Source organism: Burkholderia cepacia (genome assembly GCF_001039005.1).
GTDB classification, from domain to species: Bacteria; Pseudomonadota; Gammaproteobacteria; order Burkholderiales; family Burkholderiaceae; genus Burkholderia; species Burkholderia theae.
Map to the genome: position 1 here is coordinate 1 of NZ_LDWR01000078.1, position 23,414 is coordinate 23,414.

Annotated in this window: 31 protein-coding genes and 1 pseudogene; 3 read left to right on the forward strand and 29 right to left on the reverse strand. The window is 67.7% G+C overall.

Features of this window, described 5'->3' with window-relative positions; translation table 11 throughout:
• Positions 1–40 precede the first annotated feature (40 nt).
• Both VL15_RS35470 and VL15_RS43410 read right to left on the reverse strand, forming a co-directional pair.
• Positions 41–1,111 (reverse strand): tyrosine-type recombinase/integrase, encoded by a 1,071-nt coding sequence (locus tag VL15_RS35470; RefSeq protein WP_230684598.1) that lies wholly within the window; start codon positions 1,109–1,111, stop codon positions 41–43.
• Positions 1,024–1,272: a DNA-binding protein gene (locus VL15_RS43410; RefSeq protein WP_230684599.1), complete on the reverse strand. Its 249-nt coding sequence runs from the start codon at positions 1,270–1,272 to the stop codon at positions 1,024–1,026. Before VL15_RS43410 ends, VL15_RS35470 begins: the two co-directional genes overlap by 88 nt.
• Between VL15_RS43410 and VL15_RS43415 the strand changes: the two genes are divergently transcribed.
• Positions 1,171–1,428, forward strand: coding sequence for a hypothetical protein (locus tag VL15_RS43415; protein ID WP_230684600.1), 258 nt, complete (start codon positions 1,171–1,173; stop codon positions 1,426–1,428). The two genes, VL15_RS43410 and VL15_RS43415, sit on opposite strands and share 102 nt — an antisense overlap.
• Before the next feature lie 419 nt (positions 1,429–1,847).
• Here the strand turns inward: VL15_RS43415 and VL15_RS35480 are convergent, their stop codons facing one another.
• The 4 genes from VL15_RS35480 to VL15_RS35495 form a co-directional block, all read right to left on the reverse strand.
• Complete coding sequence (locus tag VL15_RS35480) at positions 1,848–4,640, reverse strand: toprim domain-containing protein (protein WP_048251477.1); 2,793 nt, start codon at positions 4,638–4,640, stop codon at positions 1,848–1,850.
• A gap of 5 nt (positions 4,641–4,645) precedes the next feature.
• Complete coding sequence (locus tag VL15_RS35485; protein WP_048251454.1) at positions 4,646–4,912, reverse strand: hypothetical protein; 267 nt, start codon at positions 4,910–4,912, stop codon at positions 4,646–4,648.
• A gap of 188 nt (positions 4,913–5,100) precedes the next feature.
• Positions 5,101–5,349, reverse strand: a complete 249-nt coding sequence (locus VL15_RS35490; RefSeq protein WP_048251455.1) for an ogr/Delta-like zinc finger family protein — start codon at positions 5,347–5,349, stop codon at positions 5,101–5,103.
• Between the two features lie 181 nt (positions 5,350–5,530).
• The gene (locus VL15_RS35495) at positions 5,531–5,746 is read right to left on the reverse strand and encodes a hypothetical protein (RefSeq protein WP_048251456.1); all 216 of its coding nucleotides are present in this window, start codon (positions 5,744–5,746) and stop codon (positions 5,531–5,533) included.
• 90 nt (positions 5,747–5,836) lie between these two features.
• Between VL15_RS35495 and VL15_RS35500 the strand changes: the two genes are divergently transcribed.
• Both VL15_RS35500 and VL15_RS35505 read left to right on the forward strand, forming a co-directional pair.
• Positions 5,837–6,328 (forward strand): helix-turn-helix domain-containing protein, encoded by a 492-nt coding sequence (locus VL15_RS35500; RefSeq protein WP_048251457.1) that lies wholly within the window; start codon positions 5,837–5,839, stop codon positions 6,326–6,328.
• 437 nt (positions 6,329–6,765) lie between these two features.
• Positions 6,766–7,089, forward strand: a complete 324-nt coding sequence (locus VL15_RS35505) for a hypothetical protein (RefSeq protein WP_230684596.1) — start codon at positions 6,766–6,768, stop codon at positions 7,087–7,089.
• 260 nt (positions 7,090–7,349) lie between these two features.
• Here the strand turns inward: VL15_RS35505 and VL15_RS35510 are convergent, their stop codons facing one another.
• The 23 genes and pseudogenes from VL15_RS35510 to VL15_RS43425 all read right to left on the reverse strand — a co-directional run.
• Positions 7,350–8,429, reverse strand: a complete 1,080-nt coding sequence (locus VL15_RS35510; RefSeq protein WP_048251459.1) for a phage late control D family protein — start codon at positions 8,427–8,429, stop codon at positions 7,350–7,352.
• Positions 8,426–8,857 carry a phage tail protein gene (locus VL15_RS35515; protein ID WP_048251460.1) on the reverse strand — a complete coding sequence of 144 codons (432 nt, stop codon included), beginning with the start codon at positions 8,855–8,857 and terminating at the stop codon, positions 8,426–8,428. The genes VL15_RS35510 and VL15_RS35515 overlap by 4 nt, the downstream gene beginning before the upstream one ends.
• A 24-nt stretch (positions 8,858–8,881) precedes the next feature.
• Positions 8,882–11,452, reverse strand: coding sequence for a hypothetical protein (locus tag VL15_RS35520; protein ID WP_048251461.1), 2,571 nt, complete (start codon positions 11,450–11,452; stop codon positions 8,882–8,884).
• 15 nt (positions 11,453–11,467) lie between these two features.
• A complete protein-coding gene (locus VL15_RS41205) occupies positions 11,468–11,581 on the reverse strand; it encodes a GpE family phage tail protein (RefSeq protein WP_006484104.1) in 114 nt (37 codons plus the stop codon).
• Between the two features lie 8 nt (positions 11,582–11,589).
• Complete coding sequence (locus VL15_RS35530; protein ID WP_048251462.1) at positions 11,590–11,970, reverse strand: phage tail assembly protein; 381 nt, start codon at positions 11,968–11,970, stop codon at positions 11,590–11,592.
• 77 nt (positions 11,971–12,047) lie between these two features.
• Positions 12,048–12,557 carry a phage major tail tube protein gene (locus tag VL15_RS35535; protein WP_048251463.1) on the reverse strand — a complete coding sequence of 170 codons (510 nt, stop codon included), beginning with the start codon at positions 12,555–12,557 and terminating at the stop codon, positions 12,048–12,050.
• A 28-nt stretch (positions 12,558–12,585) separates the two neighbouring features.
• Positions 12,586–13,758 carry a phage tail sheath protein gene (locus tag VL15_RS35540; RefSeq protein WP_048251464.1) on the reverse strand — a complete coding sequence of 391 codons (1,173 nt, stop codon included), beginning with the start codon at positions 13,756–13,758 and terminating at the stop codon, positions 12,586–12,588.
• A gap of 55 nt (positions 13,759–13,813) precedes the next feature.
• The gene (locus VL15_RS35545; protein ID WP_048251465.1) at positions 13,814–14,452 is read right to left on the reverse strand and encodes a tail fiber assembly protein; all 639 of its coding nucleotides are present in this window, start codon (positions 14,450–14,452) and stop codon (positions 13,814–13,816) included.
• A 15-nt stretch (positions 14,453–14,467) separates the two neighbouring features.
• Positions 14,468–17,125: a phage tail protein gene (locus VL15_RS35550; RefSeq protein ID WP_048251466.1), complete on the reverse strand. Its 2,658-nt coding sequence runs from the start codon at positions 17,123–17,125 to the stop codon at positions 14,468–14,470.
• Between the two features lie 6 nt (positions 17,126–17,131).
• Positions 17,132–17,674 (reverse strand): phage tail protein I, encoded by a 543-nt coding sequence (locus VL15_RS35555; RefSeq protein ID WP_048251467.1) that lies wholly within the window; start codon positions 17,672–17,674, stop codon positions 17,132–17,134.
• Positions 17,667–18,581, reverse strand: a complete 915-nt coding sequence (locus tag VL15_RS35560) for a baseplate J/gp47 family protein (protein ID WP_048251468.1) — start codon at positions 18,579–18,581, stop codon at positions 17,667–17,669. The genes VL15_RS35555 and VL15_RS35560 overlap by 8 nt, the downstream gene beginning before the upstream one ends.
• A complete protein-coding gene (locus tag VL15_RS35565) occupies positions 18,578–18,940 on the reverse strand; it encodes a GPW/gp25 family protein (protein ID WP_048251469.1) in 363 nt (120 codons plus the stop codon). Before VL15_RS35565 ends, VL15_RS35560 begins: the two co-directional genes overlap by 4 nt.
• Entirely contained in the window at positions 18,937–19,623 is a 687-nt protein-coding gene (locus VL15_RS35570) for a phage baseplate assembly protein V (protein WP_048251470.1), read from the reverse strand. Before VL15_RS35570 ends, VL15_RS35565 begins: the two co-directional genes overlap by 4 nt.
• A gap of 24 nt (positions 19,624–19,647) precedes the next feature.
• Entirely contained in the window at positions 19,648–19,842 is a 195-nt protein-coding gene (locus VL15_RS42345) for a hypothetical protein (RefSeq protein ID WP_155420364.1), read from the reverse strand.
• Between the two features lie 60 nt (positions 19,843–19,902).
• A complete protein-coding gene (locus tag VL15_RS42350) occupies positions 19,903–20,151 on the reverse strand; it encodes a hypothetical protein (protein ID WP_155420365.1) in 249 nt (82 codons plus the stop codon).
• A 64-nt stretch (positions 20,152–20,215) separates the two neighbouring features.
• Complete coding sequence (locus tag VL15_RS35575; protein ID WP_048251471.1) at positions 20,216–20,665, reverse strand: phage tail protein; 450 nt, start codon at positions 20,663–20,665, stop codon at positions 20,216–20,218.
• Positions 20,658–20,894 (reverse strand): Rz1-like lysis system protein LysC, encoded by a 237-nt coding sequence (lysC, locus tag VL15_RS43420; RefSeq protein ID WP_230684597.1) that lies wholly within the window; start codon positions 20,892–20,894, stop codon positions 20,658–20,660. Before lysC ends, VL15_RS35575 begins: the two co-directional genes overlap by 8 nt.
• On the reverse strand, positions 20,782–21,222 hold the full coding sequence (gene lysB / locus VL15_RS35585; RefSeq protein WP_048251473.1) for an Rz-like lysis system protein LysB: 441 nt from the start codon (positions 21,220–21,222) through the stop codon (positions 20,782–20,784). The genes lysC and lysB overlap by 113 nt, the downstream gene beginning before the upstream one ends.
• Positions 21,219–22,076 carry an N-acetylmuramidase domain-containing protein gene (locus VL15_RS35590; protein ID WP_048251478.1) on the reverse strand — a complete coding sequence of 286 codons (858 nt, stop codon included), beginning with the start codon at positions 22,074–22,076 and terminating at the stop codon, positions 21,219–21,221. The genes lysB and VL15_RS35590 overlap by 4 nt, the downstream gene beginning before the upstream one ends.
• A gap of 2 nt (positions 22,077–22,078) precedes the next feature.
• Positions 22,079–22,345 carry a phage holin family protein gene (locus tag VL15_RS35595; RefSeq protein ID WP_048251474.1) on the reverse strand — a complete coding sequence of 89 codons (267 nt, stop codon included), beginning with the start codon at positions 22,343–22,345 and terminating at the stop codon, positions 22,079–22,081.
• 1 nt (position 22,346) lies between these two features.
• On the reverse strand, positions 22,347–22,691 hold the full coding sequence (locus tag VL15_RS35600; RefSeq protein ID WP_048251475.1) for a putative holin: 345 nt from the start codon (positions 22,689–22,691) through the stop codon (positions 22,347–22,349).
• A gap of 16 nt (positions 22,692–22,707) precedes the next feature.
• Positions 22,708–22,914, reverse strand: coding sequence for a tail protein X (locus tag VL15_RS35605; RefSeq protein WP_048251476.1), 207 nt, complete (start codon positions 22,912–22,914; stop codon positions 22,708–22,710).
• Positions 22,915–23,166: 252 nt separating this feature from the next.
• A pseudogene (locus tag VL15_RS43425) lies at positions 23,167–23,414 on the reverse strand (hypothetical protein); the annotation flags it as partial.

The window sequence follows — 23,414 nt, forward strand, 5'->3', positions numbered from 1 at the left end:
GGTTCGATCCCAGCCGGGCGCGCCAAGTCTAGTCAGGCTCTCAGCGGTTTTCTCCCGTCGTCGGACAGTCTCGTTGCAGCTGAATTGCAGCTGGCATCGGCGCGGGCTCGGCCGTCAGCGGCGTGACCCATTGCGCCAGGTGATCCGCCGACAGGTGCGCATACCGCTGCACCATTTCCATCGTTTCCCATCCGCCCAGTTCCTTGAGGACCTGCAGCGGCGTGCCGCGCTGCACGTGCCAGCTCGCCCAGGTGTGACGCAGGTCGTGCCAGCGGAAGTCGCGCAGGCCGGCGCGCTGCAGCGCCTTGGCCCATGCGGCCGTGGCCGTCTGATAGACCGCCTTGCCGCGATACGTGAACACACTGTCCGCGTATTCCGGCGCCCGCGGGTTCGCGCGCTGGCGCTGCAGCACGGCGATCGCGGTATCCGACAGCGGCACCGTGATCGCCTTGCGCGCCTTCGCCTGGTCCGGGTGGATCCACGCGACGCGCCGCGCAAGGTCGACTTGCGACCATTGCAGCCCCGTCACGTTGGCGCGGCGCAAGCCGGTTTCGAGACTGAAGCGCGCCATGTCGGCGAGATGCGCGGGCAGTTCGGCAAGCAAGCGCTCCGCCTCCGCCGGCGTCAGCCAGCGGATCCGTTTCGCGACGACCTTCGCACGTTTCGTGACCGGCGCGCGGTCCAGCCATTCCCATTCGACGGCCGCATTCAACACGGACTTCAGCACGCCGATCACGCGGCGTACGGTGCCGTCGCTGACGGCCCGGTCGGTCTCGACGAGACCATGCCGGGTGCGCACCATGCGCGGCTCGCGGCGCTTGGCGAGCGCGATCGCATCGACGCGGTTCCGGTCGATGTCGGCGAGCGCGACGCCGGACAGGTGCCGGTCGAGCCAGCGCAGGTGGATCTTCGATGTCTCCAGGCTCGCGAGTCCCGAGCGTTCGCCGACATAGCGGATGACCGCGTCGTTCCACGAATGTCGCGGCTTCGTGCCGAGCCGGACCTGGTTCCACAGGTCGACCTTCAGCCGGTCGTGGAATTCCTGGGCCTGCGCTTTGTCGCGGGTGCCAGTGCTTCCCTGTACCGGCGTTCCGCCGCCAGGGGGGTACAGCTTGTATTGCCAGTTCGGGCTGGTTTTTCGTTTGTAGAGCGACATGGGTGTGATTCCTCTTGCTGATCGAGTGCGACTTGCGGGAGCCACTCTCCGGCGAGGTAGCGCTGCAGCGCGACGATGGAAAAGATCCAGCGCTTGCCGACCTTGCGGCCGGGCAGCGCGCCGGCCCTGGCCTTCAGGCGCACCGTTTCGGGATGCGCGCCGAGCAGGGCCGCCGCGCCAGCCAGGTCGACGATTGCCGGATTCGGGTCGCCGGCGTGCCGCGCACCGGGCGGGCAGGCAGCGCAACTCGTGGAGTGATGGATCGCGTGTGAAGGGCACATAACACGTTGATATTCAAGAAATTCGTTTGCCGTCGGCTGCCATCAATCACGCGTGGCAGCCCCGAAGAACCCGTGGCGCGAAACTGCGGCATCGCCCGCGACTGATGGCAACGCGTGTCCGACTCGTGGTGCGCGATTGCGGCCGGTTGCTGCGGCTTCCCGGTTCTCTTTCTTCTTTTCTTTCAATGATTTGAAGAGAGAAGGAGAGGAAGGGGCGGTGGCCTGCGGGTGATCCGGACACGTGGCAAAAACGACGCCACACATGGCGAATCCCGCGCGATGCGCGGCGGCAGTTCCTTCAAGAATCAAGGACTTGCGAGTCGACCCCCGCGATAACCATGACTCGCGTGCGCTGCGTGCCTGCTCCCGGCGGTATCGGCTGCGCGGCGGCCGGCTGGCCGGAGCGCGGCTCATGCGCGGCCTCCCTGCAGCGAGTCGGTCGCCAGATCCTCGCGCACCGACACGTGCAGGCCGAATGCAGCCAGGCGCTCGAGCGACACCGGTGTCAGGTAGGGCACGCGGCGCATGTAGATGCGGCGCTCGACCTCCTTTTCGCCGACCACGACGCCGGCATGCTTGAGCTGCGCCTTGAACACGCGATCGGATTTCACGGGCAGGCCGTTCCATTTGTCACGCAGCGCGCTCGTGTGCGCGAGGTGGTCCATCACGTGCCCGGTGCGCAGCAGCAGGCAGAACTCGCCGTCGACGGTGTCGAACGTGTACGGATGTTTGTAGTTGCCGCCGTCGATTTCCGACAGCACCGTTTCCATGATCCAGACCCACGGCTCGCGGTCGGCGCTCGTTTCGGCGACGTGGCCGTTCATCTCGGCGATCAGGTCGCGCGGGAAATCGCCTTCGCTCGGGTCCATGCCGGCGAATTCGCACAGGTAGCGCCACGCGAGCCCGATGGCCGCGTAGTTGCCGGCCATGCGCCGCGCGCCGTCGTCCTCGCCGCTCGCGCGGCAGCCGGCCAGGGCCTTGTCGCGCAGCGTCGCGTACTGGTCGAGCGCGGTGCGTCGGTCGAGGCCGGTCAGGAAGTCGAGCCATTGCCGGACCGGGAAGCGCGGCAGGTCGTCGGGTAGCAGCGGCCCGCGCTTGCCGGTCAGCGTCGTGCGCACCAGCTTGCCGAGCAGGCTGCGCACCGGCACGTCCTCGCCGGCGAGCATCACGGGCGCGCACAGCAGGTATTCGGTCATGTCGGTGCCGCGCCGGGTCACCGTGTACTGGTAGTTCTCCTGCAGCAACCCGACCGCCTTGTCGATCACGTCCTGCCGGCGTGCCGACAGCTCTTCCCAGCCGACCGGGTGGCTGGTGTGGCTGATGCTGGTCAGCAAGCGGAATTCGGTCTGCAGCGACTGCCCCGAGAACATCGTGAAGGCAAGCGAGCGTTCGAGCCGCTTGATGAGCGTCGACTTGCCCGCGCCCTTGTTCGCCTGGATCGTGAGGTGCGGCCAGAAGCCGAGCAGCGCCTTCAGGTGGCCGCCGAGTGCCCACACGAGCGGGATCGTCGCCGCGTTCTGCCGGAAGGTCGTCTGGTACGCCGCGATCACGCGGCGCGCGTCGCTCACCGGGCCGCCCGGGAACGTCAGGTTGTGATACGGGCACTGCTTGTCCGCTTCGGTGAAGTAGCAGTCGGGGCCTTCGTTGACGATCAGACGGCCGTCGCGCCACGCGAGCCCGACGAAGTTCGCGGCCCGGCGCGCGCCCAGGTCGGCGCCGCGCTCGAGGATGTTCACCATCCGCTTGAACGGCGCCGGTGCCCAGATCGGGCCGAACTTGCTCCACTGGTCGACGTTGTGCAGCTGGTCGTCGAGCATCACGCGGCGGATCAGTTGCGCGCCGTGCCGCGGCGCCTGCACCGACACGGCAAAGTAGACGGTGGGCGCCTGGTCGGCGTCACCCGTCATCGTCGAGGTCGCGCTCGCGACGGCCACGCGGCTGATGCCGGCGATGCGAAAGCCGCACAGATCCGTCATCACGGGCGTGTCGACACCGGACTCCTCGTTGCGATCCATCTTGGTGATGTAGCTCGTGAAGTCCGGCCGCACGCGAAACCGCCAGTACTGCGCGAAGTCGTGCGGCGGCAGGAACACGCGCGGCCGGCCGCGGCGCGACGCGTCGCCGGGCAGGCCGGCGACGAGCCAGGGCTCGAGCTGGTCGAGCGCACGTGCCAGGTCGGCCGGGCCGCGCAGCTGCAGGTAGTCGTTCGCGTCGTTGATCGGCGTGCGCGCGGTGTCGCCGTCCGCCAGGTCGGCAAGCCAGTCCGACTGGTCGACCAGCACGGCGCTGATGTCGAGTGCGGTCAGCCGTTCGTGGAGCGCCCACGCGGCCTCTGGGCCCGGGCGTTGCCCGGCGCGCGGGTGGCCCTCCGCGAATGGTTCGTCGTTGTCCAGGCAGATCGTGACCTGCTTGCCGCGCAGGAACGTGAAGTCGATGTGCTCGACGTTCGCGAGGCCCCGCAGCGCGAGCGCGGCCGTGCCGGGCAGTGCGCACGTGTCGATCGACAGCGCGTTGATCGCGCTTTCGACGATGATCACGCGCCTTGCCCGGTCGAGCCGGCGCGCGTCGGCGGTCCAGCCGTAACCGGCCTTGTCGCCCTGGGTCTGCGTCTTGACGCCGCCGTTGAGCGCGGGGTCGACGTAGCGCATGTCGACCGCGACGACACGCGCATCGCCCGGCGCGCGCACCACGAAAGCGGCGGCGGGGCCACCGTGGCCGACATCGCCGGCGGCGACCTTCGGGCTTGTCCACGTATTGAAGCCGAGGGTGCGCGCTGCGAGCGCCGTGTCGATCGCGGCGGCGGAAATGCCGCGGCCGCCGAGGTAGTCGCGCGCGCGCTCGCGCTCGGCCGTACACCGGTCGGCGATATATTCGACCGTCGATTTCTCGCGGCGCTCGGCCGGCGCCGGTCGCTCGGACGGGAGGCCGTATGTGTCGTGGAGATAACGAACGGCGTCGGCGACGGTGCCGCCGCGTGCATGGATCACGAGATCGATGCACGAACCGCCGGCATCGGCGCTGTGATCGCGCCAGCCGGTGCCGTACTTCGGGTGGTTCGCATAGATCGACAGCGACGGGTTCCGGTCTGTGTGCTGCGGCGAGTGGTAGAGCGCGCGGTCGCCGCCGCGTCCGCGTTTCAGGCCGAGACGGCCAGCGAGGTCGTGCAGGTCGATGTGTCGTTTCAGTTCGTCGATCGAAGCCATCTTCGTCATTGCTGCCGTTCAGGTTGCGGTTGTGTGGATTGCACGGGATTGGCCGCCGTGGCCGGTGAAGCGGCGAGTGCACGCAGCGCGGCGGCGGATTGCGGGAAGCCGAGCGCCAGGCGATCGGCGAGCGCCGACACGAAGCGGCCGAGCGTGTGCTGCCGCGCGATGCTGTCCGGCGGGTCGTCGAAGCACAGCGTGTCGGCCGCCGCCGCGATGGCGGCGCGCAGCGCGACGTCGTGCGGCGCGGGTTCTGCGGCGTAACGGTTCATGCGCGCGCCTCCGGGCCGAAGAGCCATGCGTGATGCGCCGGGCGGCGGGCCATCGCATGGCCGACGGGGCAGCGGATGGCGCGGCCCGCGTGGATCGAGATCATGAGGTGTCCTTTTCAAAGCAAAAGCGCTCCCCCGCGCCGTCCAGGCACGATGCGAGGGAAACGGGGAACGACGGGGTTAGCGCGTCAGACGGGCAGTTCGAGTTGCGCGGCCAGGCGTTCGCGCACGTGCGGCGAGAGCGGCAACTGCAACGCCAGGTTCGGGACGGCGGACGGCGACAGCGTGCGTGCGAATTCCATGTTGACCACGTACGTGTGGCCGCACTCCGGATTCGCGCACTGGAAGGTGATCTCGCGGAAGGTCAGCGACATTTCGCGGCTGCTGCGCGCGGTGGCGCGCGTGCGGCAGTGCGGGCAGCGGTTCAGGATGCGCATGGGGCGTGACTCCGGGCGAGAGGGTGCGCGTGGCCGGGGCCGGTCGTGTGTCGCACGGGCGGCGGGCTGCATCGCTGGCCGATCGGCGGATGGATGCGGGTGCTCGCGCGGCTCACAATCGACGTTGCGGGCCCGGACCATCGGGCGCGTTCGAAGGCGGAGAACATGAAGGCGCTCCGGATCAATTGCGGGTGGTGAGGGCGCGCGGCGTCGCGATCGCGCGCAGATGGCCGGCGCCGATGCGGATCAATTCGCGAGCCATGCTGGAAATCGAGCGGTTGCGTTGTGCGGCGAGCTGCTCGAGTTCGCCGCGCTCGACCGGCGTCAGCCCCACGTAGACGGGCTTGTCCGACATCGTGCCGCGCGGCGAACGGCGCGGGCCTTTGGGTGTGGTCATGGTCGGTATACTTTGCGGAGTTAGTCTTGCGTTACGGTAAGGCTAGTGTAATGAGCACAAAACGACGCGTCAATTATTAATGGGTAATTTATGACACAAATCGGGAGTCGCTTGCGGGACGAGCGCTTGCGGATCGGGCTCAGCCAGGACGAGTTCGCGACCGTGGGCGGTGTCGCGAGGCGCTCGCAGTCGGCATACGAGTCGGACGAACGCTCTCCCGACGCGGCCTATCTGCTGGCCGTTCGCGAGATCGGTGTCGATATCGGTTATGTGCTGACCGGCGAACGGTTCACGGCCGGTGAAGCGGCGCCGGAGGCGGGCAGCCGCGACGCGGACGAAGCCGACGTGCTCGCGATGTACCGGCAGCTCAACGACACCGGCAAGGCATCGCTGCATGCGTTCCTCGCCAGCTGCATCAGCACGGGCGCGATGGTGCAGGCCGCGGCGCCGCGGCGCGCGAAGCGCGTGCCGGAGAAGCGCCGCGCGGCGCTCGATCAGCGCACGGCGGAAAACGTCGAGCGAGCGATGGCCGAGGTCGAACGGCTGAAGGCCGAGCGCGTGGTGAAGCAAGCGAAGAAGTAAGCGGCCGGCGGGGCCAAGTCCCGCAACCACACCGGCCGCGTGTGCATGCGGTGCGACAGGCACTGCTGCTTCCCGCCCGTTTCGATCGGTCGCACATGCGACGGCGAGGGTGGCCCGTCATCCCCCCGCTGGCCCGATGCGATGGGCTGCGCGGCGCGTCATCGGCGCAGGCATGCGTGCATCGACCCGCTGCATCAGCGTGTGTCCGCACTTCGGCGGACGCGACAGTCCTTTCCCCGACCCCTCTCCGCACGCGCACCAGCCAGGCGCCGCAACGAGCAGCATGGCAGTGCCGTGAACGCATCGCACAGGTGCTTCGGATAAAATCGGACGAAAGACTGTATATCCATACAGTATTAGTTTAGCATTCTGAAAGCCGGAGAGCTGGCGGCGGGGCGTTCCGAGGCGAGCCCGTCGTGTCAGGCGGCCCCCGGTTGATGACTGTGATTGCGGAGACCGGAAAAATGGACACCAACAGGAAGCACGACAACGGGACGATTGGCGCGTCGGCGCACGCCGATCATCGCGCGGACGCGCGTGGATTGACGATCGGTTCACCGCGATTTCGTTCGGACCTGACCGACGATGAGCGCGCGGATGCGCATGCCGCGATCGACACCGCCATGTTGTCGGTCGGGCAGGTGCTCGAAGCTGCGCTGCAGGCGATGGCCAATCTGCGCGATGCGCGTGCCACATTGCAGCAATGCGGTGACTCGTGCGATACGCACCTGATTCGCGGCGGTCGTCAGCAATCGAGCTGAACGCTCGCGCAGGCCGTCGTCGCGCCCCGGTCGTGCGATGGCGGGCGGTACCCGCTCCGGGCTGCACGCACGCGCATCGCAGCCACCTCAACGAATCTCCCCTTCAGGCCGGCATTCAATCCGGCCTTCCCTGCGAACCTGAACCGCGTTTTGCGTGTGTTGTGTCGCCCCGCATCGCGCCGAGATCCCGAATTCGCCACCGAGATCGACCGCACCTGGTCGCGCGTCCGACTTGACGGCGCAGGCTGCCGCTCCACCGGTCAGCGCTTGCCAGCGCTCCCGCCGCGACGTGACTGCTTCGGCGCGTCGCGCACCTCGAGTTCGAGCGCGGTCGTGAAACCGCCGTCGCCGATCGTATGCGTCGCTTTTTTCACGAGCCACGGCGTGTCGTCGATCTCCGGCTTGAAGCCCGTCACGGTGACGGGCATTTCGGGAAACAGTTCTGGCCGGCCGAGTGCGAGCGTGTAGCTCATCGTCGACTGCCCGCGCTGCGTGCGCGCATAGTCGGCCTGCGCTGCCGCGCGAGCCTCGGCTTCGGTCGCATAGTCTTCGGGCAGCACCTTGGCGTTCTTGCCTTTTGCATCGCCGACGACCACCGACAGCCGCCGCGCGCTGCCGTTCGAGTGATAGTGCGCGCGCACCGATGTGTAGCTGTCACGCTGCGCGATGTGATAGCGGTGCTGGTCGCCGCTCGCACGCGTGATGGCCAGCACGTCGAGCGGCTTGCCGCTGACCGTCTTGCCGCTGCCGATCGGCGTGAACAGCAGATGCTTGTCCTTCACGGTCATCACCGCGTCGTAGCGTCTGGCGAGGCGCGTCAGGAACGACATGTCGGATTCCTGCGTCTGGTCGACATGGTCGATCCGCGTCGCGGCGAGGGTCGCGTCGACGGCGGCCGTGAGCCCGTAGCGCGTGGCAATGGTTCGCACGATTGCGCCGATCGTCTGCCGGTGCCAGCTTTTTTCCCGGCGTTCGTGCATGTCGTTCGTCATCGATGCCGAGCGTGCGCGAATCGTGATGATGTCCGGTGCGCCGCCGTGCTCGACTTCGTCGACCGTGAACGCGCCCTTGTCGACCAGCGGCTCGCCGACCCATCCGATCGACACCTTGATGCTGGCGCCGCGTTTCGGAATCGCGAACGCGCCCTGCGCGTCGTCGAGCACCAGGTCGAGCATGTCGGCCTCGTCCGCGCGCGATTCCGACAGCGACAGGCTGATGAGGTTGGGTGCGATCAGGCGCGACAGGTCGCGGCCGTCGAGCGTGATGCGGTAGTCGGCCTGCGGTTGCACGCGTCCCGCGCGGGCCTGCGCGTCGCCGGGCTTGCGTTCCTGCGTGCTCATTGGTCGGCCGCTCCGCTTTCTTCGTCCTGCTGTACTTCGGACAGCACGCCGTCGTCGACGCGCTTGAGCGTCAGCGTGAACGCGATCTTGCGCGGAATGCCTTCCTTCGTGTGATACGTGGCCGTTTCGTTGAGGCTGTCGATGACGTACGCGCCGTACACGTTGCCGTTGCCGTCGACGAGCACGTAGGCGTCGCCGGCGTCGCCCATCCGGGCGAGCGCGTCGATCGACGCAATCTCGCCGATGCCGTTGTCGGGGGCGACGATGCCGGTGAGGGTGATCGTGTCATCGCCGGCGCCGGTGAACTGGCTCGCGTCGCGCACGCCGATGCGCGAACTGGTGCGATGCTTCCAGTTGCGCTGGCGCTGGAGCTCCTGGTACGGCGTGGTCGCCAGGCTGAAAACGAACTGGTCGAGCGACATCATCATGGGCGGGTTTCCTCCAGCGGACAATCAATCGGACAGGCGCGACGCGGTGCGCGACGCCTTCGCGCGGTCGGCGCGGTCGAGCTCGATACGCACCAGGCGGGCAAGCTCGGCCGCATCGACGCCGGGTGGCGCCGCGATGTTGATGGTGACCGGGCCAGCCGGTGGCGCGGCGCTCGCGGCGGCGGCCGGCGCGGTGAGCGGCGGGTAGTAGTCGTGCGACATGCTGTAGCGCTCGAGTGGGGCGGCGGCTGCGATCGCCGGGCTTGCAGCGAACGCGGGCGGGCCGACCAGGGCGGCGGCAGTCGTGAGTGCGGCCGCGGTTCGCGTCATGCGGGCCGGGGAGTTGACGCTGCTGGCGCCGGTGCCGTCGTCGGGCGTGGTCGAAGCCTGCATGCCGAGTTTTTCCTTGAGCCAGCCGACCGCCGAGCCGCCGAGGTTGCCGATCGTGTCCTTCAGCGCGCCGAAGCGGCTCGTGATGCCGTCGATGAGCCCGGTTACCAGGTTGGTGCCGATTTCCTGGAAACGCGTGCCGATGTCGCTAAACCAGTCGCCGATGCTGCCGAGCGTGGTTTTCACCCACTCGACGGTGGCATCCCATTTCGCGGTGATCCAGTCGCCGGCCGCGCCGAACGCTTCCTTGATGGTGTCCCACAGCGCGATGAACTTCGGACCGAGCGTGTCCCAGTTCTGCCAGACGTAGAGGGCGGCTACTGCGATCAGCGTGACCACGGCGAGCAGCGGATTCGCGAGCGCCAGGCGGCCGACCACGAACAAGGCCTGCCCGACCAGCTTGAACGCGTTGGCGGTCGACATCGCGAAGTTGAGCACCGCGCGCGACGCGAGCACGGTGCCGAATGTCGTTGCGAGTGTGCCGACGGCGACGAACAGCCCGGCGAGCACCGTCAAGGTCGTGACGATCACGGTCGAGGCCGTGCGGTGCTCGCGCATGAACCGGACGACCTTCCCGATCGCGGTTGCCGTGAGGTCGAGCGCCTTGTTGTAGAGCGGCGTGACGCGTTCACCGATCTCGAGCTTCAGGTCGCGCAGTTGTGCGAGCGCGGCGAGTTCGCGGCCCTGGGTCGACGTCATGCCTTTCGACTTCATCTCGCCGATGCCGTCGGCCCCCGCGCTCTGCCGTTCGGTGTCGTGGATCTGCTCGCGCAGCTCGACCATCGTCGCGAGCAGGTTCCCCGCGGTCTTGTCGGGGAAGAGCTTCGCGATCGTGGCCTTGATCTTGTCGGGGCTGGTGATTCCCTTCGCGGCGAGCTTGGGCAGCAGCACCTTTTCGAGCCATTCGAGTGGCGATGCCTGCAGCATGGCGCTGCCGGCCAGCGCACCTGGCTTCAGCCCGCTGATCGCGCCGTTCTTGCCACGCATGACCTGCTTCGGATCGACCAGGCCGAGCGCCGTCAGCCGTTGCGCGGCGGGCGCGGTCATCTTGCCCTGAAGGGCGCTGCCGGACAGCGACGTGAGGCCTTCGCCGGCCGCTTTTCCGCCGAGCTTCTCGATGAGCGGCTGCATCTGGTAGTAGAACGCATCGGTACGCAGGCCCCGGGCCGCGCTGCCGCCCGATTCGGCGAAATTGCTCCACTCGTCGACGCTGACCTTGCCGCCGGTCGCCAGCAACATCCGCTGTACGGCATTCGCCTCGCTGCCGAGCGCGGTTTCGTCTTTTGTGCCGCCGCGCAGGTCGATCACCTTCAGCATGCCCATGAACTTGTCGACGTTCGCCTTCGCGTCGTCCTTGCCGAACAGCGCCTCGTTCGCCGATTTCATGTTCGCCACCGTCCGGAACACGACGCGCGCACGTTGCTCGTCGCCGCCGAGCGCCGACAGCGACTCGCGCATCGACGCCAGGTTGTCGATGGTCGACTGGCCATCGACCTGCTGTGCACGCGCGAACTTCACGGCGTCGGCCGATGCGCCTTGCGCCTGCATGCGCAGCGTTTCGCTTTCGGCCTGCTTCGCGGCGTCGAGCGGTTCGGACAGCATGCCGAACATCTCCGTGCCGACGCCTTTGACGGCCTTGCCGCGTGTCGTCCACTTCTCGCCGACGCCTTTCAGCGCGTCGATCTTTGCGCGCCTGGCTTCGGCACGCTTGCGGCGACCTTCGTCGACCGCGAGCAGATCCGCGCTCATCTTCGACTTGCGTCGCGCGCTGTTCGTGGCCAGTTCGAACTCGTGCTTGTCGAGATAGCGTGTGTCGATGCCTGCGCCGACGAGCTGGGTGCGCAGTTCGCGTATGCGCGCGACCTGCTTGCCTTGCGTGGCTGTCAGACTTGAGGCCGTGCGTTGCACCTTGTCGAAGTCGTCGATCATCTGGCGTGACGGCGGACCGAACTCGCGCAGCGATACGCGCAGCTCGCCGACACGCATCTTCGCCGCCTTGAGCTCGGACGCGGTCCTGGCTACGCCGCCGCGCAATTCGCGAAACTCGCTGATGCGCTTCTGCGTCTTCGCCATCTCATCCAGCTCGCGACGGGTGGCCCGCAGCGAGTCGGCCAGCCCCCGGTTGCCGGTCAGCATCAGTTGCAGGGGCTTCGTCATGTTGTCGACCATGTCGAACATGACGCGCAGTTTCGTGGTGTTGTCCATCGTCGATCGTTTCGCTCATTGGGCGCCGGCGCGCACTCGCGCACGCTCGCGCCAGTCCATCAGCTCGGCCAGGCTGAAGGCGTCCATCACGGGCGGTGTCCAGCCGAACACCGTCGCGATGTCTGCCATCGGGTCTTCTACGCGTTCTGGGAGGCCAGTCGGGATTTCACGGCCTTCGGCATCAAAAAACCGGCGAAGATGCCCCCCAGCTGTACGAGATCGGCGGGGTCGATATTGGCGACGTCGGCTTCCGTCAGCATCGGCACGCTGATGCGCGGCAGCACCTTCGACAGTGCGACCACGTCGAGGCTGACGAGGTCGGACAGCGATACGCCGCGCAGCTCGCCCGATTTCGGTTTGCGCAGCGTGATCGACGTGATCGTCTGGTTGCCGCGCACGAGCGGCGTGTCGAGCGTGTGGGTGGCCGGATCGTCCTGGTCGGGCGTCGCGATGGCCGTCACGGCGGAAGCCTCGACCTGCAGGTCGTTGGCGGCCGGGTCGGATTGAATCGGATTCATGGTGGTCCTGTCGGTGTTGTGTCGGAGGAAGTGCGGGGCAGCGCAGGCCCGGCCGGCGTAACCGGCCGGGTGGCGTATTACAGGCCGATCGCGTTGCGCAGCGCGGCGAACAGATCGTTGCCGTTGACCTTCTCGATCATGTTGACGAAGTCGATTTCGATCACGTCCTGGCCGTTCACGGACAGCTTGTAGTAGCTGGCGACGGTCGTGACCTTGAACGCGGTGTCTTCCTTCGATTTCGCCGTGCCCGGGTCGATTTCGCTGTGGCGGCCGCGGATGACGATCTCGATCGCGTCGACGTTGGTCGAATCCTCGGACTGGTAACCGCCGGCGAAGCGCAGCAGCACGCCGTCGTGCTTCGTGATCGCATACTGGCCGAGCACGGAGCGCATGAAGCCGCCGCAGGTCCATTCGAGCTGGATCCCTTCCTGCCCGAAATCGACCTTGATCGGGCCGCTCATGCCGCCGCCCTGGTAATCCTCCATCTTGCGCGTGAGCTTCGGCAGCGTGACTTCGACAACCTGGCCGACGAAGTTCTCGCCGTTCTGGAACAGGTTGAATCCCTTGAGTTTGCGAGGCATACCCATCGTGTTTGACTCCTGGTGAGGCCGGTCGTTACGCGCTCACGCGCGCGGCGAAATCGGCGAGATAACGGTCGGTGATGCGCTGGCGCAGCATCAGGTTTTCGAGCGGCGGAACCGGCGTGTACTCGTAGTCGAGATAGGCCTTGCCGGACTTCAGCACGTCGGTCGTGTTCGGCTCCGGGTCGTACCAGGCCGAGCCGCCGATCAGGTAGCCCTGCGAGATCCATTCGCGGAACTTGGCGTTGATGGTCTCGATGATGTCGCGCGGCAGCGACGGGTTGAGCGGGCCGTCGATGATGGCCATCTGCGCTTCGGCGATCGAATCCGCGATGACCTGCGCGGTGCGCGTGTAGTTCTCGAACGCGAACAGCGGATCGTCCGAGCACGTGCGCGAACCCCAGAAGCGGAAGCCGTTGCGGTTCACGAGCGTCGTCACGTCCTGTTCGTTCAGGAAACCCGCGTCCGTCGCCGGATCCTGCAGGTCCCACGACACGTCGGCGCTGATGCCGGTGACGCCGTTCACGCCGACGTTCGACAGCGTCTTGTGCCAGCCGGTGTCGTTGTCGATCTTCGCGCGCAGGCCGGCGGCATACGCGGTGGCCGGCACGACGACGGTCTTGTTGGTCGTGTCGTCCCATGCGAGGAAGTCCGGCCAGACCACCATCAGTTCGCGCTGGCTGAACTGCTTGCGATACGTGACGGCTTCTTCCTTGGTCTTGCAGCCGTTGGCCGACACATACGCGAACGCGCGCAGCGACTGCGCGATCGACGCCAGTGCGGCGGCGACGGGCTGCGTGTCGAGGCCCGGCGTCGCGAGGATGCGCGGCTTCACGCCGAAACGCGCCTGCGCGCCGAGCAGCGCCTTCATGCCGGTGTACTTGCCGTCGGCGGTGACGGCGCCGATCACGTTGGTCGCCGTCTCGGCGGCGTCCTTGCCTTCGGCGACGCGCACGACGATCGTGACCGGCTTGGTCTGCCGGCCGATCGCATCGAGCGTGCGTCGCAGCGTGCCCTTGGTGCCGGCCTTGCCGAGCGCGGCAACGACGTTGGTCAGAAGGACGGGCGTGTCGAGCGGGAATGCGGTGGCGTCGGCGTCCGACGCCGTGCAGACGATGCCGACGACGGCCGTCGACACGGTGCGGATCGGGCGCGAGCCCTCATTGATTTCGATGACGCGTACGCCGTGGTGATAATCCTGCGGCATGGTGTGTGGCTCCTGTGTGTGCAGATGAAAGAGAACGGGATGAATCCCGTGCGGATCAGGTCTCGGGGTCCGCGACCGGAGCTGCAGGTGCGCTCGGCTCGGCCGGCGGCGGCGGCGGCGGCGGTACGTACGGTGCCGGCGTTGCCGGCCATGCCACGTCGTCGGGGAACGTGTCCGCCTGGATGACTGAAACGAGCGCCATCTGGTAGGCCGACCAGGCCTTGAAGTAATAGATGCCTTCGTCGGCGAGCAGGCCTGCGGCGTAGGCATCGGCCTTGCCGGCGTTGGCCTTGCGCGCGGCTTCCAGGCGTCGCTCGAACTCGGCCATCGCGGCGTCGCGTTTTTCCTGTTCGAGCAGCGCGGCCGGGATGGTCCATGCGCCGTTGATCCATGCGTGGCGCGCGGACGGTCGCGCTTCGGTCGTCAGGCCGAGCTCGTCGGGCGTCTTGCCGGCGGTCGCGATTTCGACCGCTTCGCCCGTATCGGTGCGATAGCAGATCCGGCCGCGGAAGTCAGGCAAAAGGGTCCACGCGGCGTCGCGATAGAACGGCCAGGTCGTCGGCGTGCGCGCCGGCGGCTCGTCGAACGTCGCCCATGACGGCACGAGCCAGCGTTCGGCGTTGCGCGGATCGGCGTCGGGCTGGCTGCTGCTCAGGTATTCGCCGCTTGATTGGCTGTAGTGGTGGATCAGCATGTTTCGATATCCAGGTTAGTAGGCGCGGATCATGGCGAGCAGCGCGACGTTGCGCGGCCGCGCTTCGTTACCGCCGTCGGGGTTGACGGAGATGGCGTGGCTATGGCCACCGGCGGCGGCGGTGCCGGCGGTGTGGTTGTGGGTGCCGGCGCCGTCCGTGTTGAATTCGTGGTTGTGGCCACCGGCCGGACTCGTCATCCCCCACACGTTGTCGCCATCGCTGCTTCCGGAGCCCGTGTTGTTGGCCCCCCAGGTTCCCCAGGGCGGGCGGTAGACGCTCACGCTTTCGCCCCACGGGGAAACGTGCTGGTGGTCGCCGACACCGCCGGTCCAGCCGTGGTGCCCGTGCCAGCCGCCCTGGTCCGTCCACGTCGTGTGCACGTGGCCGTCGACTGCGCTCGCGCTCGCACCGTGGACATGCAGTCGGTTCTGATCGGCCTGGGACGAACCGATGGCGCGTTGCGGGTCGACGCCGCGGCCGTCATCCCAGCCGCGGATGAATTCGCCGCGAAGCTCCGGGATACGGAACGTCGTCGCGCCGTCGCCGGTCGAGAAGCAGCCCCAGCGATCCTTGTGCCATTCGTCTTCCGATACCAGCGTGCCGCTGGCCTGCGCGTAGGCCCACAGGGCCGGGTAGTCCGCACGGTTGACGGCGGTGCCGTTGGCTTTCAGGAAGCCGGCGCGCGCCAGCGTGCGCGGCTCGAACACGATCTGGCCGATGGTCGCGGTCGAGAGGGCGGCCTGCACCCATTCGGTCGTCGCGAGCGATGTCGAGCGGTCGCTCGCCGCGGGTGTCGGGCCCTTCACCGAAGTCTGGAAGACGGTTCCGCCCTGAGTGAACGAAACCTGCGGAGTCGCGTTGCACGTGATGCCGAACGACCCGTCGCCGATGTGATACAGGCCGGTGTCCGGTGTGCCGTCGTTGATGAATGTGAGCGACGGTGCCTGCGCGCTGCCTTCGGACAGGAGAAGCCGCTTGCCCGGATCGAACCACAGATCGCCCGACATCGTGCCGCCCGTCGCGCGGTCGAGCGGCGTGAGGTTGCCCGAGTGCCACACAGGGTTACCGTCAATGCGGAAAGTGCGATCGGCGATGTAATACTGGAACGCGCCTTTTGTCGGCGTCCACCAGCCATAGCCATCGCTGTTCGAATAGAGGAAGCCGTCGACAGGGCCGACACGAATCGAGCCTTGAGCCTGACCGGTACCAACCGAAAGCTCGCCTCGTACAGCAGCGTTTCCTCCAATCGTCGTACCGACGCCTTGGCCGTCGATCGTGACGAGACCGGTCGCGAGATTCCAGGCGAACGGGCGGAAATCGTTCCACTGGCCTTCCGGATTGCTTTTGTTGGTCGACAGCAGATACACGTTCGTGCCGTCGTTGCGCAGGAAGGCGCCGTAGTCGTTGGAGATCGCGCGGAAATGGGCGCCGTTGGCGTCCATCGCACGTGACGTGATCCCGCCATTGAACGTGGCGCTTCCTGCTGCCTGGATCATGTTGCGGCCGTCGTCGGCGACGTCGCCGACGAGCAGGCGCTTCGCAACCGAAAATGCCTGCGTGCCGCGGCTGACGCGAAACGCGGGGAACTGCGTGACGCCGTCGTCCGCGAACGCGTTCACACCGAAGTCGTTGCCGCCATTGCCGCCGGTTGCCGTGCCATCCCGCTTGAACATCGACCAGCGGATCTTGCCGCCGTCAGTAAAAAACAGCGTCGAGAAGTTGCCGGCGCCACCGTCGATCGATGCAACCTTCGAATAGCTCGTGCCTTCGGCAACGATGTCTCCGCCGACGCGCAGTCGCGAGTTGCCATCGTCATTCTTGACGTCGCCCACGAGTACGCGGCCGCCGTAGCCGATCCGCAGGGCGCGCGCCTGGTTCGCATCGGCCTGATTGTCGTTGGCGTTGCGGTTGAGCCACAAGTCGACGTACTCGCGCCCCCAAGAACCATTGTCGAAACCGGAGCGGATCGTCGCGACCAGTCGCGACCCGGTATCGGCGTTGTTGCCGCCGAACGTGCCATGCAGGCGCACACGGCTTTCGCGGCCGTTCTTACCCGATGGCGGGCGAATCAACACGTGCGCGGTGTCCGGACCCGCATCGAATTCGGTGATGACCGGGCCGGTGAACTTCGCGCCGGTCAATGCTGCGTATCGCGACGCAGCCGTCTTTGGCGTGATGGCGCGTGTGTCATCGCTGCCCGCGTCGACCTCCCCCTGCGTCGCCAGCTCGACCACGCCCTGACGCTCGGTGGTCGCCGGCGGATTCAGGAACGACGCGTCGCCGAACACGAGTTTCGTCGCATCGATCGTCGTGAACTGCATGTCGGTCGACAGCAGCAGCAACGCGGCCGGCGACTTCTCCATGATCGGCGTCGCCTGGCCATAACTGGCCAGCAGCACGCCGTTCTCGAGATAGAGACCGAATCCGTAGAGCGAGTACTGGTCCGCGGTGTCGTCCTTGAGCGTCGTGTGAATCGTGTCCGGTGCGACATTGGCGCCGCCGAAGGACTTGATCCGCTTCAGCTCGTTCGGCAGCTTCGTGAGCCCCTTGTCGGCGACGAACGGAGCGTTCGCCAGGCCGATTTCCACGACCTGGTGGGCGTTCGTGCCGCCGTTGCCGGCGGCGACGAGCGCGGCACGGCCGGCGTCGGTGATGATGATCTGGGTTGCCATGTGCGATCAGTAGTCGGTGAGGTTCAGGCGGCGATAGGCCGCCACGCGCGCGGCGGCGCCGACCGGTTGCCGGCCCCGCATCTCGAAGCCCTGCGTGAACGTGTAGTGCGCCCGCACGGGTTTGGTCCGGTCGATTTCCGCGAGGATGTCGGCGACGTACTCGGCGGTCGGCGGTTCGCCCTCCTGGCCGCTGACCGTCATCACGAGGTCGAACGTGCCGGGCTGGCCCGGCGGGTGCTGCTCGAACCATTCGCGCAGGACGATGTTTCCGCCGAAGGCCGCGACGACTTCGCGCACCGACGCTGCGGTGCCCTTGCGACGGGCAATCGGAATCGCCTGGCTGACACGGGCGCGCTTCACGTACTCGGGCCAGTAGTCCTTCCACGCATCGACGCCGAGGTGCCACGCGAGCCACGGCAGCAGGTCGGACCGGATGGCGTCCGGGTTCATCAGTGTCGCGAGCGGCGTCGGCACGTCGTCGAGACGGGCGTTCGTCGTCGCGAGCCGGCGTTCGAGCCGTGTTGCGTTCGGCGGCAGGATGTCAATCATTGCTGTACACCCCGCCGTCGATCAGCTCGATCCCGGTGCAGTACGGCGCCTGCTGCTTCGTCGCCGGCAGGCCGGCAAGCGGGCTTTCAAGGATCACCTTCTGCACGCCGGCCGCGCGGGCGGCCGCGTAGATCCCGTCGAGCGTGACTTCCATCCCGAGTCGATGCATCGATTCGGTGTACTTCTTCATCGCCCGGTTGGCTTCCGCGAGCGCCACGGCGCGATCCGGACCGGCAAAGAACACCAGCCGCGCGCGCACCTGGTAGCGCAGGATCTCCGCGCCGCGGACCGTGACCTTGTCAGTGAGCGGTCGCACGTCGTCGGCCTGCAGCGCGGCCGCCACGGCATCGATCAGCGCTGGGAGGGCCGTGCCGTCGCCGTCGCGCGCGAGCACCGTGACGAGGACTTCGCACGGCGCCGGGCTGATCGCCGACGCGTCGAGCACACGGCCGTCCGCGTTGCGTGCGTGCGAGACGTACGCGCCTTCGGGGCCGGCGACCGAGAAGCTCTGCGGCGCGAGCTGCGCACGGGCGCGCAGGTCGGTGTCGCTTTCCATCACCGCCGCGATGTCGTGTTCCGGATCGGCGGGCGTGATCGTCAGGCGCCGGATGCCGAACAGCGCCGCGAGGTGGTCGAGGTCGGCGCCGACCGCATAGGCGAGCATGACCGCGCGGGCGGCATCGTTCACCCGCTGCCGCAGCACGATCTCGCGGTACGCGTTTTCCTGCAGCAGTTTCACGAGCGGTTCCGATTCGAGCGCGAGCGTCGCGGCGATTTCGGCCTGTTCCGCCGCCGGGTAGAGCGACACGAGCCGTGCCTTGCGCGCGGCAAGCAGGGTTTCGTAGTCGATCGTTTCGACGACGTCGGGTGACGGCAGCTGCGAGAGGTCGATCGGCGTCACGCTCATGCCGGGCTCCCGTTCGCCACCGGCACGCGAGTCGACACGGCCGTGCCGTTCTCGCCGGTCCAGCCTTCGATGTCGAGATAGACGGACCCGGCCGCCGCATTCGCGTCGTCTGCGGCGAGCACGACACGGGTGAGCGTCAGGCGCGGTTCCCAGCGCATGAGTGCCGTCGCGACGGCCGCATACAGCCGCGTGCGTACGGTGCCGTTGCCCGGTGCGTCGATCAGGTCGGGCAGCTCGGAGCCGAACGTGCGGCGCTTCACGCACGACGCGAGCGGCGTCGTCACGATCCTGCCGATCGACTGGTAGAAGTGGTCCAGGCCCGAGATCGAGCGGCCGGTGTTCGCGTTCATGCCTTTCATTGCGGTTCGCTCACGAGTTGTCCATCGCCCTGTTCGCGATGCGTGTGATGCGGGAGGCTGATGCCCTGGGATTTCACTTCACGGGTGAAGGTGGCCGCGCCGTCGATCTGCATCGTGGCGCCACCGCCTGCACCGCCCGTGCCGGTCATGCCGGCTTCGAACGCGAACGGGCCCTTGACTGTCATCGCGCCGGTGCAGGTCGTCTGCGGCGCGTCGAACGTGATGCGGTCGGCCTGCACGGTCGCGTCGCGGGTCTGCACCACGACCGATCCCGGTGCGACGACGCGCACGGTCGCGCCTGCGGGCAGCTCGGCCGTGAGCGCATGCGCGGCGTGGTCGTACGTGATGCTCGCGCCGTCGGGGTAGACACGTGCGTGGGTGTCCGGGCTCGAGGCCGGCGCCGGTGCGGCATTCGAATAGACCCCGCGCAGCGCGACACCCTGTGCCGGATCGCCCATCGGGCAAAGCAGCACGACCTGTTCGCCCGGCGTCGGCGGCAACCAGTCGCGGGTGCCGCCGGCGGTGCCTGCGACCCACGGAATCCAGTTGGTCTGCAGCCCGCTGCCGTCGGAATCGGCATCGCCGACCGAGACGCGGCACAACGCCGCCGCATGGTCGACCGCGAGGATCGTTCCCTTGCGCACGGCGTTGCGTGCCTGCCGTTGAATTTCATTTGCGTCCATGCAGCCATGGTGCCGGCCGGGTGGTCAGCGCGCGAGCGATGCCCTGTGTCGTCGCGGCGAAGACAGCACGCACCGGATGCCGGCACGAAGACGTGCGTCGAAAATCGCAACACCGGTCGGCTTGAGGATGGAGTCGTTCGCTTTCGCGATGCGGTCGCGAGGGTTGAATGCGGCGGGCTGATCGACGTCGGGATGGCGAGCGGCGGGTGGGTTGTTCACCGGATCGCGTTGCGGTGAAGTGTCGGTGGATGCCGTGCGAATGACCGGATCGGTGTCTTGTCAGGGAGACAGCATGGACCCACGTTGCAGCGCGCGCATGGTGGCGCTGTGATGAACGACACCGTCGACGACGGACGCATCGTCGACGCCGGCGGATGCGGCGGGAATGCGCAACGGATGATCGGCGTTGCGATCGTCGCGTGCGGTTTCGTCACGGCGGACGAGGCGAGGTGAGGTGGCCGGCTGCGATGTGCGGCGCGTGCAGCGGCGCAGGAGCCCGGCGAATGACGACGCGTTCGCGGTGCGCATCGTTCGCTCGAGCGCACGTGGATTCGACGCGGTGTGCGGGAAGGCGGGCACGTGCCCGCCGGGTTCACCGGATCTGCGGCAGCGCGACCCAGGTCAGCGTGTTAGCGGGATCGACGTGCGTGTCGTCGACGTGCGTGATCACATGCCGGCCATCCGGCCCGGTGGTGACGACGACGCTTTCCGTCAGCGCCAGCCGGATCGACAGGTCGACCGCCGCCTGGTCGCGGATGCCGACCTCGAACGTGATGCCGCTCGCGCGCGCGGCCGGATTCGTCACGAGATCCGGCTGGTTCGCACGCGCCCATTCGACCAGCGCGACGAACACCGGGTCCGTGTCGCCGGAGAAATTCGTCGCAAGCACGTGGGCGGTATAGCGGTATTCGAACGATGGCGTCAGCGTGCCGGTCGTCGCGACCGCCCCTTGCTCGATGAGCACGCTCAGTGCGCCCGGTTCGGTCCCGAACGCCGGGATCGCGGCGGCGAGCGCCCGCCGCAGGCTGTCCGGCTTAATCATGCGAATGCGCTCCATGGTCGGGCGCGGGCGTGCCGGCCTGGCACGCCGCGATCATGTCGACTTTCGCCGCGCAAGTCGCCCAGGCCGCCTTCGCGAGCGTGAGCGCGCCATCGAGTTCACCGTTGGTGCGGGGCGCGAGCATCGGCAGCGTGCACGCGGTCACCGTCTGGCACGTGTTCGACGTAATCATCGGCGCCGGTGAGAGCGGGATTGGCTTGCAGGCGGACAACGTCGTCAGGCAGAAGAGTGTCAGCCCAGGCGCGAAGCGCGGCGTTTTCATCGGTCAATCTCCGGTTTTCAAGTCGAGTGGTGTCGAGCTTCGATGCGATCGCGGCCTGCGAGCGGTCGAGCCGCGCCTGCTGTTGCGCGTGCTCGGCGGCGTCCTGCCGCATGCGCGAAATGATGTCGTCGCGCGCGGCAAGTGCCTGTTGCACGTCGACGCGTTGCTGCCGCGCGTACGCAAGGTCGGCACGCAGCGCATGCAGGTACAGCGCCACGGCGATGCACGCGGCAAGCGCGGCGGCGCCGGCGGCGAATTTCGCGGCGAGTTCGGTCATGCGGCGGCGGTCGCGTCTACCGATCCGCGTGGCGTGCCGGATGCGGCCTGCGTCGGCGGCGCCGGTTGTGCCGTATAGCGGTCATAGGCGCGCGCGAGCTTCACGTCATAGAGGTTCGCCGCGTAGTCGGGCCCGTTGTACGCGCGGGCGAATGCGGCCCACTGGCGGGCGCCGAGCATCCTGCGCAGCGCGTCGTCGGCCGCGATGTAACGGACGAACGCGTCGAGGTGCTGCGCTTCGCCGCTTTCCATGCACGCGACGAATTCGTCGATGCCCGCATAACCGAGGCGTTCCCAGTGGTAGCCCATCACCTGGAACGATCCCCAGCTCGCGGATTCCCACGCGGCGCCGGCGTCGATCGACTCGGCCATCGCGATGCGCGTGTATTCCGCGGCGCCGCCGCGATAACCGCCGCGCGTGCGCGACACGATGTCCGGCTGCCGGGCCGCGAACGGTGCGGGATCGATGCCGCGTGCCTGCAGCCGCTTCCAGAACACGTGGCGTTCGAACAGGATGACGGGCCGGCCGTCGGGCAGGAACCCGGCGCCGCGCGACTCGACCTCGTTGACCGCGCGAATGCAGGCGAGCGGCACGTCGAGCGTGTGTGCGGCGCGTTCGAGGTCGGCGAGCGCGAGGTGTTTCGGATCGCGCTGGCCGGTGGCCAGCGCGGCATAGGTTTTCGGGCCGGCGATGCCGTCGTCGACGAGGCCGGTTTTCCGTTGCAGCGCGATGACGGCGGCTTCGGTCGCCGCGTCGTAGAGGTGGGTAACCTGCACGGCGTAGCCGGCGCGGATCAGCCAGCGTTGCAGCAGGCCGACGTCATCGCCGTGGTCGCCGAGGCGGCGCGTTTTCATGATCATTCACTCCTCAGGAGGCGCGCGACGTTGCCGCGCGTGCCGCAGACGGCCATCGCCAGCAACACGGCGGTGGCTGCATCGAAAAAGCCGACGGATCCGGCATGCAGCAGCAGCTCGATCGATGCGCCGCCGGCGGCCGCAACGAGAATCCACGCGAACCAGGACACGCGATGCCGGTGCCGCGCGCCGTTGCGCCGGTAGATGAGCACGCGCACGAGCACGGCGACGTGTGCGCAGAGCGCGATCAGCGCGAACGGGAGAGGCATGTCATCCCCCTTTGCGGAACAGCGCGAGCAGGTCCAGCGTCTTGACCCGCTCGATGAGCTGCAGTGTGACGGCGATGACGAGTGCCGCCGCGAAGAACGCGGCGACGCCCGTCGAATGGATCGGGGTGGCGGCGACGATTTCCGGCGCGGCGAGATAGCCCATCACGAGCGAGATCAGCAGGTAGGCGGTGCGTCGCGCAACGCCGATCTCCTTCGACGTGACGACCACGAGCGCCGCGCCCGTGAACGCGCCGATCAGCGCGTTGCCGTCGATGCCGGGCGCGAGCCCGGCGATGCCGATCGCAGCGGACAGCATGGCGGCGGTGGTGAGGTTCGGTTCGGCCATGACGGCGATTCCAGGGTCAGTCAAATAGTTGCAGCAACGGACGTGCGCTCGTCACGGTGTCGAGCGGCGGCAGATAGACGGGCGTGTTCGCCGGCAGCACGACACCGCGGCCGGCGAGCCCGGTATTGGCTTCGAGCACGGCTTCGACGGTGCCGTCCGTGCGGCCGTAATGACGCCAGCACAGCGCGTCGACCGTGTCGCCCTGCAGTGCGCGCGCGATCATGGCTGGCGCCCCCGATGCAGGAGGGCATGGCGGACGGCGGCCGTGCCGGCCGGCGCGCGGTGAACGCATGTCGATGTCGTGCTGCTTGCCATGGCAGGGTCTCGAACCGTGAGGCAGTGAAGAGGGTTCCCATGGTCGAGCTTCGCGGAGCGACGTTCAACGAGACGCATGCGTGGCCTGCGTGGGCACGCAGCGCGGCGCGTGTCGCAGATGTGCTGCGCGCTTTACGCTTCTCGGACCAGCACGTGATGTTCACGGGCGGGCACGGTGCGTGCCGTGCAGCCGGATTGCAGCCTTGGTGAGACGGGGCGGCCTTGATTGAGCTTGCGCAACCTTGGTTTTGCGCCGGGCGCGGCGTGCGGGGCCTTGCCGGGCAAGGGCGGGACGGGCGTAGGTAAATCGTTGCAGCTGAATTGCAGCTGGCATCGGCGCGGGCTCGGCCGTCAGCGGCGTGACCCATTGCGCCAGGTGATCCGCCGACAGGTGCGCATACCGCTGCA